Source organism: Dongia sp. (genome assembly GCF_041909655.1).
In the GTDB taxonomy this organism is placed as follows: domain Bacteria; phylum Pseudomonadota; class Alphaproteobacteria; order Dongiales; family Dongiaceae; genus Dongia.
Map to the genome: position 1 here is coordinate 249,367 of NZ_JAYRDA010000003.1, position 14,052 is coordinate 263,418.

At 62.9% G+C, this 14,052-nt stretch carries 12 protein-coding genes; 7 read left to right on the forward strand and 5 right to left on the reverse strand.

The features are described from left to right. Positions 1-69 precede the first annotated feature (69 nt). On the forward strand, positions 70-480 hold the full coding sequence (locus ACE3PR_RS07390; RefSeq protein WP_374369917.1) for a hypothetical protein: 411 nt from the start codon (positions 70-72) through the stop codon (positions 478-480). A gap of 143 nt (positions 481-623) precedes the next feature. Beyond that, positions 624-1,475 (forward strand): branched-chain amino acid aminotransferase, encoded by an 852-nt coding sequence (locus ACE3PR_RS07395; protein WP_374369920.1) that lies wholly within the window; start codon positions 624-626, stop codon positions 1,473-1,475. Between the two features lie 65 nt (positions 1,476-1,540). Here the strand turns inward: ACE3PR_RS07395 and ACE3PR_RS07400 are convergent, their stop codons facing one another. From ACE3PR_RS07400 to ACE3PR_RS07410, 3 genes are all read right to left on the reverse strand, one after another. Beyond that, positions 1,541-1,951, reverse strand: a complete 411-nt coding sequence (locus tag ACE3PR_RS07400; RefSeq protein WP_374369922.1) for a tellurite resistance TerB family protein — start codon at positions 1,949-1,951, stop codon at positions 1,541-1,543. A gap of 145 nt (positions 1,952-2,096) precedes the next feature. Next, entirely contained in the window at positions 2,097-4,892 is a 2,796-nt protein-coding gene (locus ACE3PR_RS07405; protein ID WP_374369925.1) for an ATP-dependent DNA helicase, read from the reverse strand. Between the two features lie 56 nt (positions 4,893-4,948). Continuing rightward, positions 4,949-6,682, reverse strand: coding sequence for a putative bifunctional diguanylate cyclase/phosphodiesterase (locus tag ACE3PR_RS07410; RefSeq protein ID WP_374369927.1), 1,734 nt, complete (start codon positions 6,680-6,682; stop codon positions 4,949-4,951). Between the two features lie 342 nt (positions 6,683-7,024). On the opposite strand from ACE3PR_RS07410, the gene ACE3PR_RS07415 reads away from it, so the two are divergent. From ACE3PR_RS07415 to ACE3PR_RS07435, 5 genes are all read left to right on the forward strand, one after another. Beyond that, positions 7,025-7,531 (forward strand): hypothetical protein, encoded by a 507-nt coding sequence (locus ACE3PR_RS07415; protein WP_374369930.1) that lies wholly within the window; start codon positions 7,025-7,027, stop codon positions 7,529-7,531. Between the two features lie 43 nt (positions 7,532-7,574). Further along, positions 7,575-7,928 carry a helix-turn-helix domain-containing protein gene (locus ACE3PR_RS07420; protein WP_374369933.1) on the forward strand — a complete coding sequence of 118 codons (354 nt, stop codon included), beginning with the start codon at positions 7,575-7,577 and terminating at the stop codon, positions 7,926-7,928. Between the two features lie 94 nt (positions 7,929-8,022). Further along, positions 8,023-9,552 (forward strand): MFS transporter, encoded by a 1,530-nt coding sequence (locus ACE3PR_RS07425; RefSeq protein WP_374370761.1) that lies wholly within the window; start codon positions 8,023-8,025, stop codon positions 9,550-9,552. After that, positions 9,545-9,835, forward strand: coding sequence for a SelT/SelW/SelH family protein (locus ACE3PR_RS07430; RefSeq protein ID WP_374369936.1), 291 nt, complete (start codon positions 9,545-9,547; stop codon positions 9,833-9,835). Before ACE3PR_RS07425 ends, ACE3PR_RS07430 begins: the two co-directional genes overlap by 8 nt. Positions 9,836-9,935: 100 nt before the next feature. Continuing rightward, positions 9,936-11,225: an ELM1/GtrOC1 family putative glycosyltransferase gene (locus tag ACE3PR_RS07435; protein ID WP_374369939.1), complete on the forward strand. Its 1,290-nt coding sequence runs from the start codon at positions 9,936-9,938 to the stop codon at positions 11,223-11,225. Between the two features lie 45 nt (positions 11,226-11,270). Here the strand turns inward: ACE3PR_RS07435 and ACE3PR_RS07440 are convergent, their stop codons facing one another. Both ACE3PR_RS07440 and ACE3PR_RS07445 read right to left on the reverse strand, forming a co-directional pair. After that, positions 11,271-12,959 (reverse strand): methyl-accepting chemotaxis protein, encoded by a 1,689-nt coding sequence (locus ACE3PR_RS07440; RefSeq protein ID WP_374369941.1) that lies wholly within the window; start codon positions 12,957-12,959, stop codon positions 11,271-11,273. A gap of 573 nt (positions 12,960-13,532) precedes the next feature. Next, a complete protein-coding gene (locus ACE3PR_RS07445; RefSeq protein WP_374369944.1) occupies positions 13,533-13,736 on the reverse strand; it encodes a hypothetical protein in 204 nt (67 codons plus the stop codon). Positions 13,737-14,052: the final 316 nt, after the last annotated feature.

Sequence of the window (14,052 nt, forward strand, 5' to 3'; positions counted from 1 at the left end):
TACCACCGAGACCTTTTCCAAGCCCAATGTTCGTGATATGTTCTGTCGTCGCGAATGGCCGGGAAGGTGATGACAGTGGATGCGGAACAGCCAGGGGATAGCGGCCCCGGAGACAGCAGCCCTGGAGACAGTGGACTGCGTTTCGACCGACTGCCGGAAGATGTCCGGCGCTGGCAACGTTTCGGGGGTGCCGAGGCGGCCGCTTTGGCCGAAGCCGAGGCGCTCCGGCGCGAGATCGACCGGGTGGCGGCGCGGCTAGCGCGCTGGGTCGCCGCGCGCAGATCTGCGACGACTTTTTCCACTGGCGACGACCCCCATGCCCAGCGGGCCTGGACCAATCTGCGGATCGCAGGGCTTGCAATGGTCGCAGAGGTCGAGCGACAGCGATCAAATAATTGCAATCCATCGGCGGGCAACGCGGTTTGCGCCGATGACAGAGCCGGCGAAAACCCGGCTGCGGCTGATCGCGCCTGCGGCTGAATTGCGGCCGCCATGCTTGACGCCACCTGAAAAAGCGGCCTAGCGTTTATCTTTAAATCATGGCGGCATGTTGACCTTGCCCAATTCGATCCCGCTGGATTGCAATCAGCAATGCCGTGCCGCCAGTCGGAATGAGGCGCGCCATGGAGCAATGGCATTTCATCGACGGTAAATGGGTCACCGGCAATCCGCCCTTGATGCGGGCGTTCGATCATGCGACCTGGCTGATGGGCGGCATCTTCGACGGCGCGCGCGCTTTTGACGGTGTCACCCCCGATCTCGATCTGCATTGCCGTCGTGCCGTCCGCTCGGCCCTCAATGTCGGTTTGCGCTCACCGCTCTCAGCGGGCGAGATCGAAGAGATCTGCCGTGATGGCATCTTGCGCTTTCCCCGCGGCGCCCATCTCTACATCCGGCCCTTCATGTGGTCCGAGGATGGCTGGATGGCGCCGGACCCGGCCAGCACCCGCATCTGCATCTCGCTCACCTTGACGCCGCTGCCCGAACCCAAGGCCAACCGCGTCATGATTTCGCGCTTCCGCCGCCCGTCGCCGGAAACGGCACCCACGGATGCCAAGGCTGTCTGTCTTTACGCGCAGGCCGGCCGCGCCTCGGGCGAAGCGCGCAGCAAGGGTTTCGACGACGCCGTGATGCTGGATCCGCTGGGCAATGTCGCCGAATTCGCGTCGTCGAATCTGTGGATCGCCAAGGATGGCGCGGCGATCACGCCGGCGCATAACGGCTGCTTCCTCAACGGTATTACGCGCCAGCGCCTCATTCGCCTCTTCATGGCCGCCGGCATTCCGGTCTATGAACGCAGCCTGACGCCGGCCGATCTCCTGGATGCGGACGAGATCTTCTCGACCGGCAATTACGGCAAGGTGATGCCGGTGACCGGCATCGAGGATCGGGCGCTGGAGATGGGACCGATCTATCGCCGCGCCCGCCAGCTCTATATGGAATACGCCCACGGCAATCTTCGCTCGGCGGCGTAACACTCAGAACGTTCCAACCCTCGCCCCGCACTTGCGGGGAGAGGGTTGGGAGGGGCGAGACTCTCTTACAGCGTCATGTGGCGCGCGCGGGCGCCGCGTTCGATGGCAGCGGCCACCAGCTTGCCGACCTTCAACTCGAAACGGATGAGGTCGAGCATGCGCGCTTCCTCTTCCGTCACCTTGCCGTCGGCAGCCGCGACATCGCAGGCCAGGGCATAGGCGGTTTCGCGGAACTTCTCCGGCAGGCTTTCGGCGATCTTTTTGAGGACGCCGTCGAGGCCCTCTTTGCCGTTGAGGAGGTCGACGCAGGAAGCCGAGGTCTTGGCAATCTTCGCCTGGTCGAAATCGCGGAACACCGGCAGATGGCCGACCATGTCGCCGATCGAGTTCATCTCCGCATCGGTCATTTCGCGATCCGCGGCGGACACCAGAATCATGGTGTAGATGAGGGCGGTGTGATGATTGATGCTCGCCATATCGGTCGATCCTGTCTGCTGAAGGAATGTGGTGAAATCGGCGCGGCGCCGAGAGGCGCCTGGCCCCCAATGTGAATGGGCGTGAATCCGGCGCCACAATAGCGGCGGCTTGCTTTTCGCTCAACCCCCGGGAAAAGCCTTAAAATCAGGCAATTTCGGTGCCCTCTGCCGGACCGAGGAAAGCGTTAACCTGAGCGATTGCGGCCCGGAGCCCGATCCGCTCGACGCTGACCTCGGCCGGAAAGGCCGAGAGCAGGCGCGAGGGCATTGCCTTGTCGAGCAGCACGAAAACGCCACGGTCATCGGCGCGCCGGATCAGGCGTCCGAAGGCTTGTTTCAGTTTCAGCCGCGTCAATTGGTCCTCATAGGCGGTGCCGCCGAAGGCCTGCTTGCGCGCCCGGTGGAGAAGATCGGGCCGCGGCCAGGGCACGCGGTCGAAGACAATGAGGCGCAAGGCATCCCCCGGCACGTCGACGCCGTCGCGCACGGCATCGGTACCCAGAAGACAGGCATCGCGGTCGCCGCGAAAGATGTCGATGAGGGTCGCGTTGTCCATCGCATCGACATGCTGTGCCAGCAAATTGAGGCCGTGAGATTCAAGCGCCGGGGCGATCCTTTTATGGACTTCCCGCAAGCGCTGGATCGCGGTGAAGAGGCCCAGCGCCCCGCCGCCCGCGGCGATGAACAACGTGCGATAGGCGGCAGCCACCTGGGCAAGATCATCCTTGTCGAGATCGTTGACGATAATGACGCGGGTCTGGCGCGCGTAATCGAAGGGCGAGGGTACCCGCAGGCGATAGGCCGGCAGCGGCAGATGATTGGTGCCGGCCCGCGCCTCGGCGCCTTGCCAAGCGATATCCGAGCCGCTGCCGTCGCTCAGCGTCGCCGACGTGATGACGATGCCATGGGCGGGCTTCATCACCGCTTCGGCAAAGGGCGCAGTGGGATCGAGAAAGTGCCGGTACATGCCAAGGTCGATTTCGCGGCCATCGCTGCGCTCCAGCCCGAACCAATCGACGAAGAGCGTCGGCTTGTCGTCGAGCGGCATCGGATCGGTGAGAGCGCGCAACATCGCGCGCCAGGCACCCAGTTCGTTGTCGCAGCGGCGCATCAATCCGCGCGCCATGGCATCGAGGCGCTGGCGCTGCGCGCTCTCCAATTGATCGGCCTCGTCGTCGAGGCGCCGCAGCAATTTCGCCGCCAGCTTCTGCATCGGCTCCATCAGTGACTTCAAGGCACGGTCGAGTGTGACGGCGGCGATCGCGATCTCGCTTTCGACCGGGCTGGTGGCGCATTCCAGGCTGTAGCCGCTGCGCGGGCTCGCCGCGCGCGCCAGGACCTGATGCCGCACGGCCAGCAGGAAGCGTTCCGTGGCACCGAGGGCCTGCTGGTCGATGAGGCGTTGCTGCCAGCCTTCGCTGGCTAGCATCTTGGCATTGGCGAGCACCGCCTCGACCAGTTCCGGCATCTCGGCATCGTCAAGCAGCAGATCATCAAGCCGCCGCTTGAGGCCCCGGGCGCGGCTCGAACGTCCGCCTTCCGCACCCAGCAGCCAGCGGCGGAGATCGGCCGTCTCCTGTCCTGTGAGGTGCGCGGCGAAGGCGCTGTCGGTGGCGCTGAATAGGTGATGCCCTTCGTCAAAGACATAACGTGTCGGTAATCGCTGCTCTTCGCTGTTGCCGTTCATCGCGGCCTGCACCATGACCAAAGCATGATTGGCGATGACGATCTCGGCCTTCTTGGCGCGCCGCGCCGAACGTTCGATGAAGCAGCGTGTGTAATGCGGACAGGCGGCGTAGATACATTCGCCGCGCCGGTCCGCGAGGGCAAAGGCGCGGCCGTGGCCGATGAGGTCGGGTAACCAGCCGGGGAAATCGCCGCCCACCATGTCGCCGTCCCGCGTCGCCATGGTCCAGCGTGCGGCCAAGCCGAACGGCACGGCATCATTCGGCCGCGAGGCGATCTGCGCACCCATCTCGGCGAGATTGAGGACACAGAGATAATTCTCGCGCCCCTTGCGGATGACGACCTTCTGCGCCTTCTGCGCCGGATTGGGATAGAGCCGGTCCAGCTCCTGATCGATCTGGGTCTGGAGATGCCGGGTATAGGTGCTGATCCAGACCGGGCCTTGATTGCGCTGCGCCCAGAGGCTTGCCGGGGCGATATAGCCCAGGGTCTTGCCGACACCGGTGCCGGCCTCGGCCAGCACGACGTTGGGCGCTCCTTCTTCCGGGCGCGGCACGAAAGCGGGCACCAGGCCGGCGGCGAAATCAGCTTGGCTGGTGCGCTGTTCAGCCTCGGCGCCGATCAGCTCAGCGAGGCGCCGCCGGGTTTCCTCGGCCTGGATCGGCTGATGGTCGGGCTCGGGCGGCGGTGCGCCGTCAGACCATTCCGGCAGTTCGTCCCAGACGCCGATGCCGGGTGCCGCCTTGCCGCCCGCATTTTCCGACTGGAAATCGAGGGCGGCGAGGACCAGCGGCCCCCAGGCCCAGCCGGCCCGCCCCATCGCCCAGGCAAGGCCGATGACACGGCGCCTGTGCTTGGCCAGGCCATTGAGCTCGGCCAGCAGCAGCCGCGCACTTTCGTGCAGCAGTCGCACTTCGGCCAGCGCATCGTGATGCGCGGGGACCGCGATGCCGAGCGCCTCGGCGACACCCTTGGCGGTGGGCAGGCAGAAACTCGCCGGCCGCACGAAGGCATAAAGCTCGAGAAGATCATAGGCCGGAAAGCGCTCGATCTTGAGGCGCCGGGCGGTTGCCGGGGCATGGACCAGCAGCGGCGGTCGGGCGCGGGCACTCAAGGCCGCCGTGCCGTGATTGAGCCGGGCCGGCGGGGCTGCGCCATGATCCATCCAGACCGCCTCGCCATGGAGGGCGAGCAAGGCCGGCAGGGCGGCCAGTCCCGTGGCTGCGGGTGCCTGGAATGTACCGGTTTCGTTCATTACGCCGCTTTATGCCGCAGCGCGCGGTGATAAGCAAACGTCGGGATGGGAGATGGTTAGACCGGCTGGATCTTGGCGCCGATGGCCCAGGGGCGCTCGAATTGCGGGCGGCCGTAATAATAGCCCTGCAGGTAATGAACGCCGGCATCGATCAGCACCTTGGCGTCGGCTTCGTTCTCGACGAATTCGGCCACGGTCTCCAGGCCGAAGGTGCCGGCAAGGCCCATCAGATTGCGGATGAAAAGTTGCTGGTCGGCATTGTTGGCGAGGTTGCGCACGAAGGAGCCGTCGATCTTCACCAGATCCACGGTGAGGGCCTTCAGATGACGGAAGCTGGTGAAGCCGGCGCCGAAATCGTCGATCGCCACGCGACAGCCGACATCGCGCACCACATTGACGAAGCGCGCCGATTCCTCGATGTCGTGAAGGGCCGCCGTCTCGGTGATCTCGACAATGAGGCGCTCGGCGATGGCCGGGGTGGATTTCACCGCGGCGATAAGGGCGCGCAGCCAGGATTGGTCGGTGGCGGTGAGGCCGGAAATGTTGAGCGAGAGCACGGTCTGTGGATCGCGGCGCAATTCCTCGACCGTCATGTCGAGCACATAGCGGTCCATGAGACGCGTCATGCCCAATTGTTCGACCACCGGAATGAAGGCGCCGGCCGGCACGATCTCGCCGCGCGCATCCTTCATCCGCAACAGGCATTCGTATTTCGAAACGGTGAGCGTCTGCGCCGCCACGATCGGCTGATAGGTGAAGATCAGGCGCTGTTCGCGCATCGCCTGCTGGACCTGATTCCCCATGTCGAGGGCGCGGCGGTGGAGCAAGGTCTGCTGTTCCGACGGGCGATAGATGTTGGCGCAGCACCGCCCGGCTTTCTTGGCATAGGCGAGGGCGGATTCCGCCTTGGTCATGACTTCATAGGCTGTGTTGACCAGGCCCGGGAACAAGACGCAGCCGATCGAAACGGTGATGGGAATCGACTGGCCGTTGATCTCGATCGCCTGGTCGCGCATCACGTCGATGATGCGGTCCATGCAGGTGCTGACGCAATCTTCCGGGCAATTGGTGAGCAGCACGCCGAAGCGGTCGCCCCCTAAGCGCCCGATCACGTCGCTGGCGCGCAATACCCGGTCCAGACGCTGGCCGATCGCCACCAGCACCGCGTCGCCGATCTCGTAGCCATAGGCGTTGTTGACCATGGCGAGCTTGTCGACGCCGATCACCAGGAAGCCGCCCTCGACGCGGAAGCGGCGGCTGAAGGACAGGGCGTGCTCGACTTCGTCGCGCAGCCGCGCGCGGTTGAAATGGCCGGTCAACTCGTCGTAATTGGCGATCCGCTCCAGCCGAGCTTCGTTCTGCTTTCTTTGCGTGATGATGCGCATGGCGCCGGCCATCGCGCGGGGCATGCCGTTGCCGTCGATTTCGACGCGGCCGCGGTCATGCACCCAGATGACGACACCCTGGGCGTTCCGGATGCGGTATTCGCAATCATAGGTATCGCCCTGGCTGAAATGGTCGGACAGCGCCTTCAGGCGGCGCGGCAGGTCTTCGGGATGGATGCGGTTGTTGAAGCCGTGGCCGCTGGCGATGGCCTGTTCGCCTTCGCCCAGCACATCTTCGACTTCGCCGGCCCAACTCAACCGGTCGGAAAGAATGTCCCAACGATAGAGGATATCGCCCGAGGCTCCGATCGCAGCGCGGACCCAATCAACGTCACCCGTACCCGATTCAGTGATCGGGTCTGGCGACAAAGGATCCGCACCTTGCTCGTTCCTCAGGGCCGTCACGAGCGCTCCTGTATCGCCACCGCCTGGTACCATCTGCGGACCCTAGCGCCAGAGTCTAAACAAAATCCTAAAAGCTGACTGATCGGGCATTGTTTGCGACGCATTCGCTTGCGACCAAGCTGTGACATGCAAGCGGGGAAGGGGCGGATCAGCATGGTAAATATTTGGTTAAACTCGAGAAAATCAGCCGGCCCACACAAAAAGGGATCGATTCGGAAGGTCCCGGCTCTTGAATCGGCTTGTCCCTAAATCCAATTTATCTAAAATTCTATCTAATTGTTGAAGGTGGCAGCGGTGCCCTCGCGTCCTTGAGGTCCCGGATGCAAAGGAACCCCGTTTAGCATGGCCGATATCGGTCGCATCCTCGCTCTGCCGCCGCCGGTCGTTTCGGGCCGGGCGAACGCGATTCCCCTGGATGCCACCGAAACCAGGACGCGCCAGACGGATTCCCGCGATCTGGTGGCAGCGGTCGAACGCGATTCCGACGATGCGAATGCTGCCCGTGCCAAATCCTTCCGCTTCCGGGTCTATGACGGTGGCCGTGCCGACGAGGCGCTGGCGGGCGACAATGGTGTGCCCTCAAGAAGCGCTGGCACGGCCCGAAGCGATGAGGCGGAAACCGAACGGGTCCGGAGCGGCGGCGAGGCGCCGCGCGCGGCCGGGACTGCCGGCGCCACGCTGGCCACACCCTCCGCGCCCTTCCTCGCACAATTGATCGCGCAGGAGCAATTGCGCCCTGGCCTTTATGATCCGCCGCTCCGCTCCGCCGACCGCGCCTATCGTCAGGCCGGCGGCCAGCCAGCCCTTGAGGACAGCCGCGCCACGGGGCGATTCCAGATCGCCGTCTAAGCCTGTTGCGGCTTCGCCCCTCGCTGCCTAAGCTCCGGGCGGCATGACACCCTTCGGACAAAAGCTGCGCGAATTGCGCCAGCAGCATAACCGCCAGCTCAAGGACATGGCCAAGGCCCTGAAGGTAAGCTCCGCCTATCTCTCGGCGCTGGAGCATGGCCACCGGGCGCGGCCCAAGGCCGGCTTCGTGCAACAGGTCGCTGCCTATTTCAACCTCGCCTGGGACGAGGTCGACGATCTCAAAGCCCTGGCCGATCTCTCCGATCCCAAGGTCACGATCGAGACCGGGGGCTTGACGCCGCTCGCCACCGAACTCGCCAACCGGCTCGCCAAGCGCATTGGTGAGTTGGATGCGTCGACGCTCCACGATCTCAACGAGCAGCTGAAGCCCAAGTAAGGCGTCGATTGCTCCAGCGCGGCAGATGATTCAGCATGGCGGCCAGTTTGCCCCGAGTCGGGCGGCTACCGGCGGAAGGAACCAGGGCGTGAGCATGCAAGAGAGCGGTTGGACCAGCGCATTGGCAATGTATTTTTCACCACGGCTGATCGCTGTCTTTCTGTTGGGTTTTTCCAGCGGCCTGCCTCTCGCTCTTACCGGCGGTACTTTTCAAATCATGCAGGCCGACGCGGGTGTCGATGTAGCGACGGTAGGTCTTTTCTCCCTCGTCGGTGTTTCATATGCGCTTAAATTCGTGTGGTCGCCGATCATCGATCGGTCGCTGCCACCCTTGGGCTTCCGTACATTCGGTCGTCGGCGCGGCTGGGCACTTGCTTGTCAATTGCCTCTGGCACTTTCAATTCTGTGTCTTGGGTTGGTCGATCTTGCGACGTGGCCGGGTTTGGCAGCGGCCGCTGCCGTATGCATTGCCTTTTTTTCGGCAAGTCAGGACATCGTTATCGATGGTTTGCGCATCGAATTGCTGGAAAAGGAGCAGCAGGGTGCTGGTGCCGCAATGGTCACCTATGGATACCGCATCGCCGGTTCACTCGTTGCCGGCGCCGGCGCCTTGGTCATCGCAAAATATTTCGGATGGACAGCGGCATATGCTGTCATGGCTGCCTGCGTGCTTGTCGGTGTCGTGACGATCCTTGCCATTCGGGAACCGGAAGTTACCAAGACTGTGACTGCGAGTTTAACAACGGAGACCGGTGTTTTATGGGGCGTGGTGTTTGTCGTTGTTGCCCTTGTTGTTGCCGTTGCGACATATCTCGCCATCACACGTGGAGCCGCATATTTCTTGGGCGTGGAAAAGTGGCAGGTTGCGGCCGCAAATTTCATGGCGACAATTGCTGCCGCGTCCATTCCGCTGATCATGCTGAAACTGTTGCCCGCAGCCGGAAGCAGGAGTCCGCAATCGTATCAGAGCTTTCGCCGCTGGTTGAACTCTTCGGTCTTCAGCCCGTTTGCCGACGTCGCAACACGTGACGGATGGAAGGCACTGCTGGCCTTCATCATTCTCTACAAGCTCGGCGATGCGGTTCTCGGTGTCAACGCCAGCTACTTCTATACCAAGATCGGTTTCGACAAGTTGCAGATAGCCGAGGTGACCAAGGTCTTCGGCTTGTTGGCCACATTGCTTGGTACCTTCCTGGGCGGGCTGATGATGATCAAACTGGGTGTTGCGCGATCCTTGATCATCGGTGGAGTCCTGCAGGCGGCGTCAAATCTTCTCTATGTGGTTCAGGCGGAAGTGGGTGCCGATGTCCATTTTCTCTACCTCACCATCGGTGTGGAAAATTTGACTGGGGCGCTGGGTGCCGTCGTGCTGGTCGGCTTTTTATCCGCGATCTGCAATACGGCTTTCACGGCCACGCAATACGCTCTTTTCTCGGCATTGGCTGCGCTCGGCCGGACAGTACTCGCATCGCCATTTAGCGGTCTGGCGGATGTTCTCGGCTGGGCCAATTATTACTTCCTGTCGATCGCCATGGCAGTGCCTGGTCTGGCCATGTTGTTCTGGATGATCAAGCGCCATCCGAAGGCGCTCGAGGTTGCGCGTCCCGGTGTCACTGATGACTGATCCCAAACCCATCGTCACCATCACCTATTGTACACAATGCCGCTGGCTGATGCGGGCGGGCTGGACAGCGCAGGAATTGCTGGTGACCTTCGAGGATGAATTGGGCGGGGTGACGCTGATCCCGGGCAGTGGCGGTGTGTTCGATATCGTCATCGGCGAGGAAGTGGTCTGGTCCCGCAAGCAGGAAGGGCGCTTTCCTGAACTCAAGGAGCTGAAGCAGCGCCTGCGGGACTTGATCGCCCCGGAAAGGCCGCTGGGTCATTCCGACCGCAAGGATGCCTAGCATCGACGATGTCATCCCGCTGCAAGGAAGTCGTCAGCTACTTGTCATCAAGCCTCTCGTAAATTCCGGCATCAATCCTTGGGACGGATGGGAATGACCGATGCCGAACTGCCAGATGCCGATAGCTTTGCGCGGCACTGAGGAATTTGACCTTGATGCGGCGCCGGTAATCTGGCTGCTGCAGGGGCCGCGCCTGGGCGATAACGAGCAGGTACTGGCCCTGGGTGCCGCCCTCACGGCACGCTTTGGCTGGTCGGTCCGGGTCAAACGGATCCAGTACGCGCGAGCGCCCCTGGCGCGGGTGCCGCTCGCGCAATCCATCGATCATGTGGACCTTGCGCGCAGCGACGCCATCTCCGGGCCGGAAGCGGGGCCGCCGCCCGATCTCGTCATCGCCATCGGCCGTCGCGCAGCACCCGTCGCGCGCTGGATCAAGGCACAGCATCCGCGTACCGGAATCCATGTCCAGCTCGGCCGTTATCAGGATGATTTCCGCGACGTCGATCTGCTGCTGACGACGGCGCAATACGGCCTGCCGCTGGCACCCAATGCGCTCCATCTTACCTTGCCGATCACGGCCCGCCCGGCCGAGAAACTGGCCGAGGCGGCGGCGCATTTCGGTGACGAACTCACAGCATTGAAGAAGCCGCTCATCGGTGTGTTGGTGGGCGGCCCCTCGCGGCCGATCGAGTTCGACCTTGCCGAAGGGCAGCGGCTTCTCAAGGAAGCGCTCGCCTTTGCCGATTCTCGGGGCGGCACGCTGCTGATGGCGACTTCGCCGCGCACCCCGGCCGCAGTCACGGAATATCTGGCGCGGAACTTGCCGGCGCCGCACCGCCTTTTTGTCTTCACGCAAGCCCGCCAGGGCCCCAACCCTTACCTGGCGCTTCTCGCCCTCTGCGATGCCTTCGTGGTGACGACGGACAGTATTTCGATGATGGCGGATGCCTGCCTCGCCGGCCGCGAAACCCGCCTTTTCTCCCTGCCGGTCGCACCCCGGCGGGCGCTGTGGAAACCGAGCTGGCCGGTCCATTGGGCCGGCCGCCGCCGGGTCCACCGCCTCAATGCCGGCCTCTCCGCCGATCTTATCGACCGGTGGTTCGATGCCAAGGTCCGGGCAGGCCTCGCCCAGCCCAGCCGCCATGTGCCGATCCTCACCAACCGCCTGCTGCGCGAAGGGCAGGTGGCTCTCCTTAGCGATCCAATCCCGCCGGGAACGGGGCTGGCCAGCCTCGCCGCCCATGAACGTGACATGGTGTTGGTTCGGATCGAAGCCCTGCTCGCGGAACGGCGCGCCAAGGCGCTGGCCGCCCGGCTCAGCCGCCGAGTACAGGATTCTCCCAGACGCCCGGCCCGCGCGCAGCTCCCCTTGCTGGCTTCGCAGGCTTAAGGATGCCCTGTCTGCCGGCGGCCAAGCCCCCGGCAGACAGAATCCTCAGCCGGCCCGGATTTGACGCAGGAACTGGTCGACCTGGCTGCGCAATGTCTCACCGTTTCTTGCAAGCTCGGTGGCGGCATTCAGGACCTGGCTGGCGCCAGCGCTGGTTTGCTGTGATGCCTGCGTTACGCCGGCAACGTTGGAAGAGACCTCATTGGTGCCGGTCGCTGCCTGCTGCACATTGCGGGAAATCTCCTGCGTCGCAGCTCCCTGTTCCTCGACCGCCGAAGCGATCGTGGTGGAAATCTCGTTGACGCGGGCGATGGTCGTGGTGATGCCCTGGATCGCATCGGCCGAGGAATCCGTGGCTTCCTGAATGGCGCGAATCTGACCGCCGATCTCGTCAGTCGCCTTGGCCGTTTGGGTGGCCAGGTTCTTGACCTCAGATGCGACCACTGCAAAACCCTTGCCGGCCTCTCCGGCGCGCGCTGCTTCAATCGTCGCATTGAGCGCCAGCAGATTGGTCTGGCTGGCGATTTCATTGATCAACGTCACGACCTCGCCGATTTTCTGCGCTGCTGCGGCGAGGCCTTTTACCTTGTCATTGGTATCATTGGCCTGGATCACGGCACCACTGACGATACGCGTCGATTCCGTGACCTGGTTGCCGATCTCCTGGATCGAGGCACTGAGTTCCTCGGTAGCCGAGGCGACGGTCTGCACGTTCTGGGTCAGTTGCTGCGATGCGGCGGCCACAGCATTGGACTGATGAGCCGCCTCTTCAGCGACGGAGGACATGGACTGCGCCGTCTTCTGCAATTCCTGAGCAGCGGTGGTTACCGCCGTCACGACACCGCCAACACTGGTTTCGAACTGGTCCGCGAGGCCCAGCATCGCCTTGCGACGATCTTCTTCGGCGCGCTTCTTGGCGGCTTCCTGTTCCGACCGCAATCTCTCGGTCTCGATCATGTTGTCCTTGAACACTTGGACTGCCTCAGCCATCTGGCCGACCTCGTCCTTGCGACCACGCGCCGGGATTTCGGTCGCCGTATTGCCTTGGGCCAGAGCCGTCATGGCATTGGTCATCCGCACGATGGGGGCGCCGATGGTGCGCGACAGAAAGACGCCGAGTAGGATCGAAATAGCGACCGTGCCCGCCGCGCCAAGGATGGTGACGATTTCAGTGGTCGAGACGGCCGCCTTTTGATCGGCGCCGCGCGTCACCAGAAGGCCGCGCTCCGCGTCCGCGATCTCGGCGAGCTTGGCGCGGAATCCATCCATCGATTTCTTGCCGGCGCCGCTGGCTTCCATGGCACGGGCCTGTTCGCTGGTCGCTGGATCGGCCATCAGCGCGATCTCTTTCTCCGCAACCTCGTTGCGCCAGGTTTTTGCCAGTGCATCCAGTTCCTCGAGGCGGCCCTGCTGGGTCGCGTTGTCGGATGTCTGCTGCTTTACCTTCGCGAAAGCTTCGTCGTATTGCTTGATGCCACTGTGGTAGGGATCAAGGAAGCCCTCGTCACCCGACACGAGATATCCGCGCACGCCGGTTTCCTGATTGATCATCCCCATCAAGCTGGCGTCGAGCGTTTCCAGGACTTCGTAGGTATGCGTTGTCCAACCCGCACTTTTGTCGAGAAACCCGACGCGGGTGTAGATGAAGGTGCAGACGGCACTGACCAGGACGATCAGGATGGCAAAGCCGATGACAAGCTTGTGGGCGATCTTGAGATTGAGAAGGGCGGACATTTAAGGTTCCTGGTTTTGACTAGGCCAATGTGATCGAGCGATCTCCGATGATCGTGATCACTCGCTTCGCCCGGCTGGAAATTGACTGTGCAATTCCGTTGGCGGATCCAACCATTCAGGGCTGACGTGGCGGGAAAGTATCGCGCACCAACTACCAAATAATTAATGCCGATCTCTGGCCCCAATATTTCCTCCGACCTGACTCCGCGTTTAATTCTTATTCTCCGGTACGGTACAGAATCCTATTTATCTTGCTGCTAAACTTGAACGAAAGATAAGGCCGCGATTCTTCTTCGTCGAATTCGCGAAGATGGGCTGTCGACGCCCATGACATGGATGCTGGTTCCAGCGTTTCGGCCGCTGGTGGGAAGTTTCGCGCTCGCGCGAGTTTCGAGAATTGCTGGCAACGAGTTCGATGCCGCGGCCGGTTTTCTTGTCAGGCTCTTTTCCTGTCCGGCGCTTTTGACGATCCCGGTCGCGACCTTGGCAGCGTTCGGGCTCTTGCCTCCTGAGACCGCCAAAGTCGCGACCGGGATCCGCCGTCGCTGCCCTGCCCGCCGATACGGGTGCTGCCTAGATGCTGCGGCGGCCCAGCAGGGCGAAGAAGACCAGCAGCACAATGCCGCAGGCAGCCAAGCCCGCCCCGGCCAGGGCGATGGCGCGGCTTTCCAGCAGGGCAAAACCGATGGCGGCGATGCTGGCCCCGAAGACGACGTCGAACGCCATCAGGATCACGATCGCCCGAAAGATGGAATCCTTGCGCTTTTCCCCGGTCATGGCCCCAGAATCAAACCCCCGACGCGGCTGCTTCCCCTCCTTCATTCTAGCGGATTCCGCCGGCTCCGCCACCGGCGCACCGCATAAATCCCAGTACTTCACTCAACTATAGGCTCCCAGTCGGGCGAAAGACCGGGCCCCAGCCGTTAAGATTCTCCGCCCGGCGACTTGCGCGGGTTTCAGAACCGCCTATATAACCCCTCGAAACCAATGCCTAAACGGCGGCGGGCCGGCCCCGGGATGTTTCGCGAGGGGTGCCGGTTCGGCTCACCGGGGCATGATTTGCTGAAACCGTGAAAGTCGGGGGTCCCTGGGG

Coding starts and splice junctions, on each gene's coding strand:
- ACE3PR_RS07390 (WP_374369917.1), top strand. CDS start 70: ATGACAGTGGATGCGGAACAGCCAGGGGATAGCGGCCCCGGAGACAGC.
- ACE3PR_RS07395 (WP_374369920.1), top strand. CDS start 624: ATGGAGCAATGGCATTTCATCGACGGTAAATGGGTCACCGGCAATCCG.
- ACE3PR_RS07400 (WP_374369922.1), bottom strand. CDS start 1,951: ATGGCGAGCATCAATCATCACACCGCCCTCATCTACACCATGATTCTG.
- ACE3PR_RS07405 (WP_374369925.1), bottom strand. CDS start 4,892: ATGAACGAAACCGGTACATTCCAGGCACCCGCAGCCACGGGACTGGCC.
- ACE3PR_RS07415 (WP_374369930.1), top strand. CDS start 7,025: ATGGCCGATATCGGTCGCATCCTCGCTCTGCCGCCGCCGGTCGTTTCG.
- ACE3PR_RS07420 (WP_374369933.1), top strand. CDS start 7,575: ATGACACCCTTCGGACAAAAGCTGCGCGAATTGCGCCAGCAGCATAAC.
- ACE3PR_RS07425 (WP_374370761.1), top strand. CDS start 8,023: ATGCAAGAGAGCGGTTGGACCAGCGCATTGGCAATGTATTTTTCACCA.
- ACE3PR_RS07430 (WP_374369936.1), top strand. CDS start 9,545: ATGACTGATCCCAAACCCATCGTCACCATCACCTATTGTACACAATGC.
- ACE3PR_RS07435 (WP_374369939.1), top strand. CDS start 9,936: ATGCCGAACTGCCAGATGCCGATAGCTTTGCGCGGCACTGAGGAATTT.
- ACE3PR_RS07440 (WP_374369941.1), bottom strand. CDS start 12,959: ATGTCCGCCCTTCTCAATCTCAAGATCGCCCACAAGCTTGTCATCGGC.
- ACE3PR_RS07445 (WP_374369944.1), bottom strand. CDS start 13,736: ATGACCGGGGAAAAGCGCAAGGATTCCATCTTTCGGGCGATCGTGATC.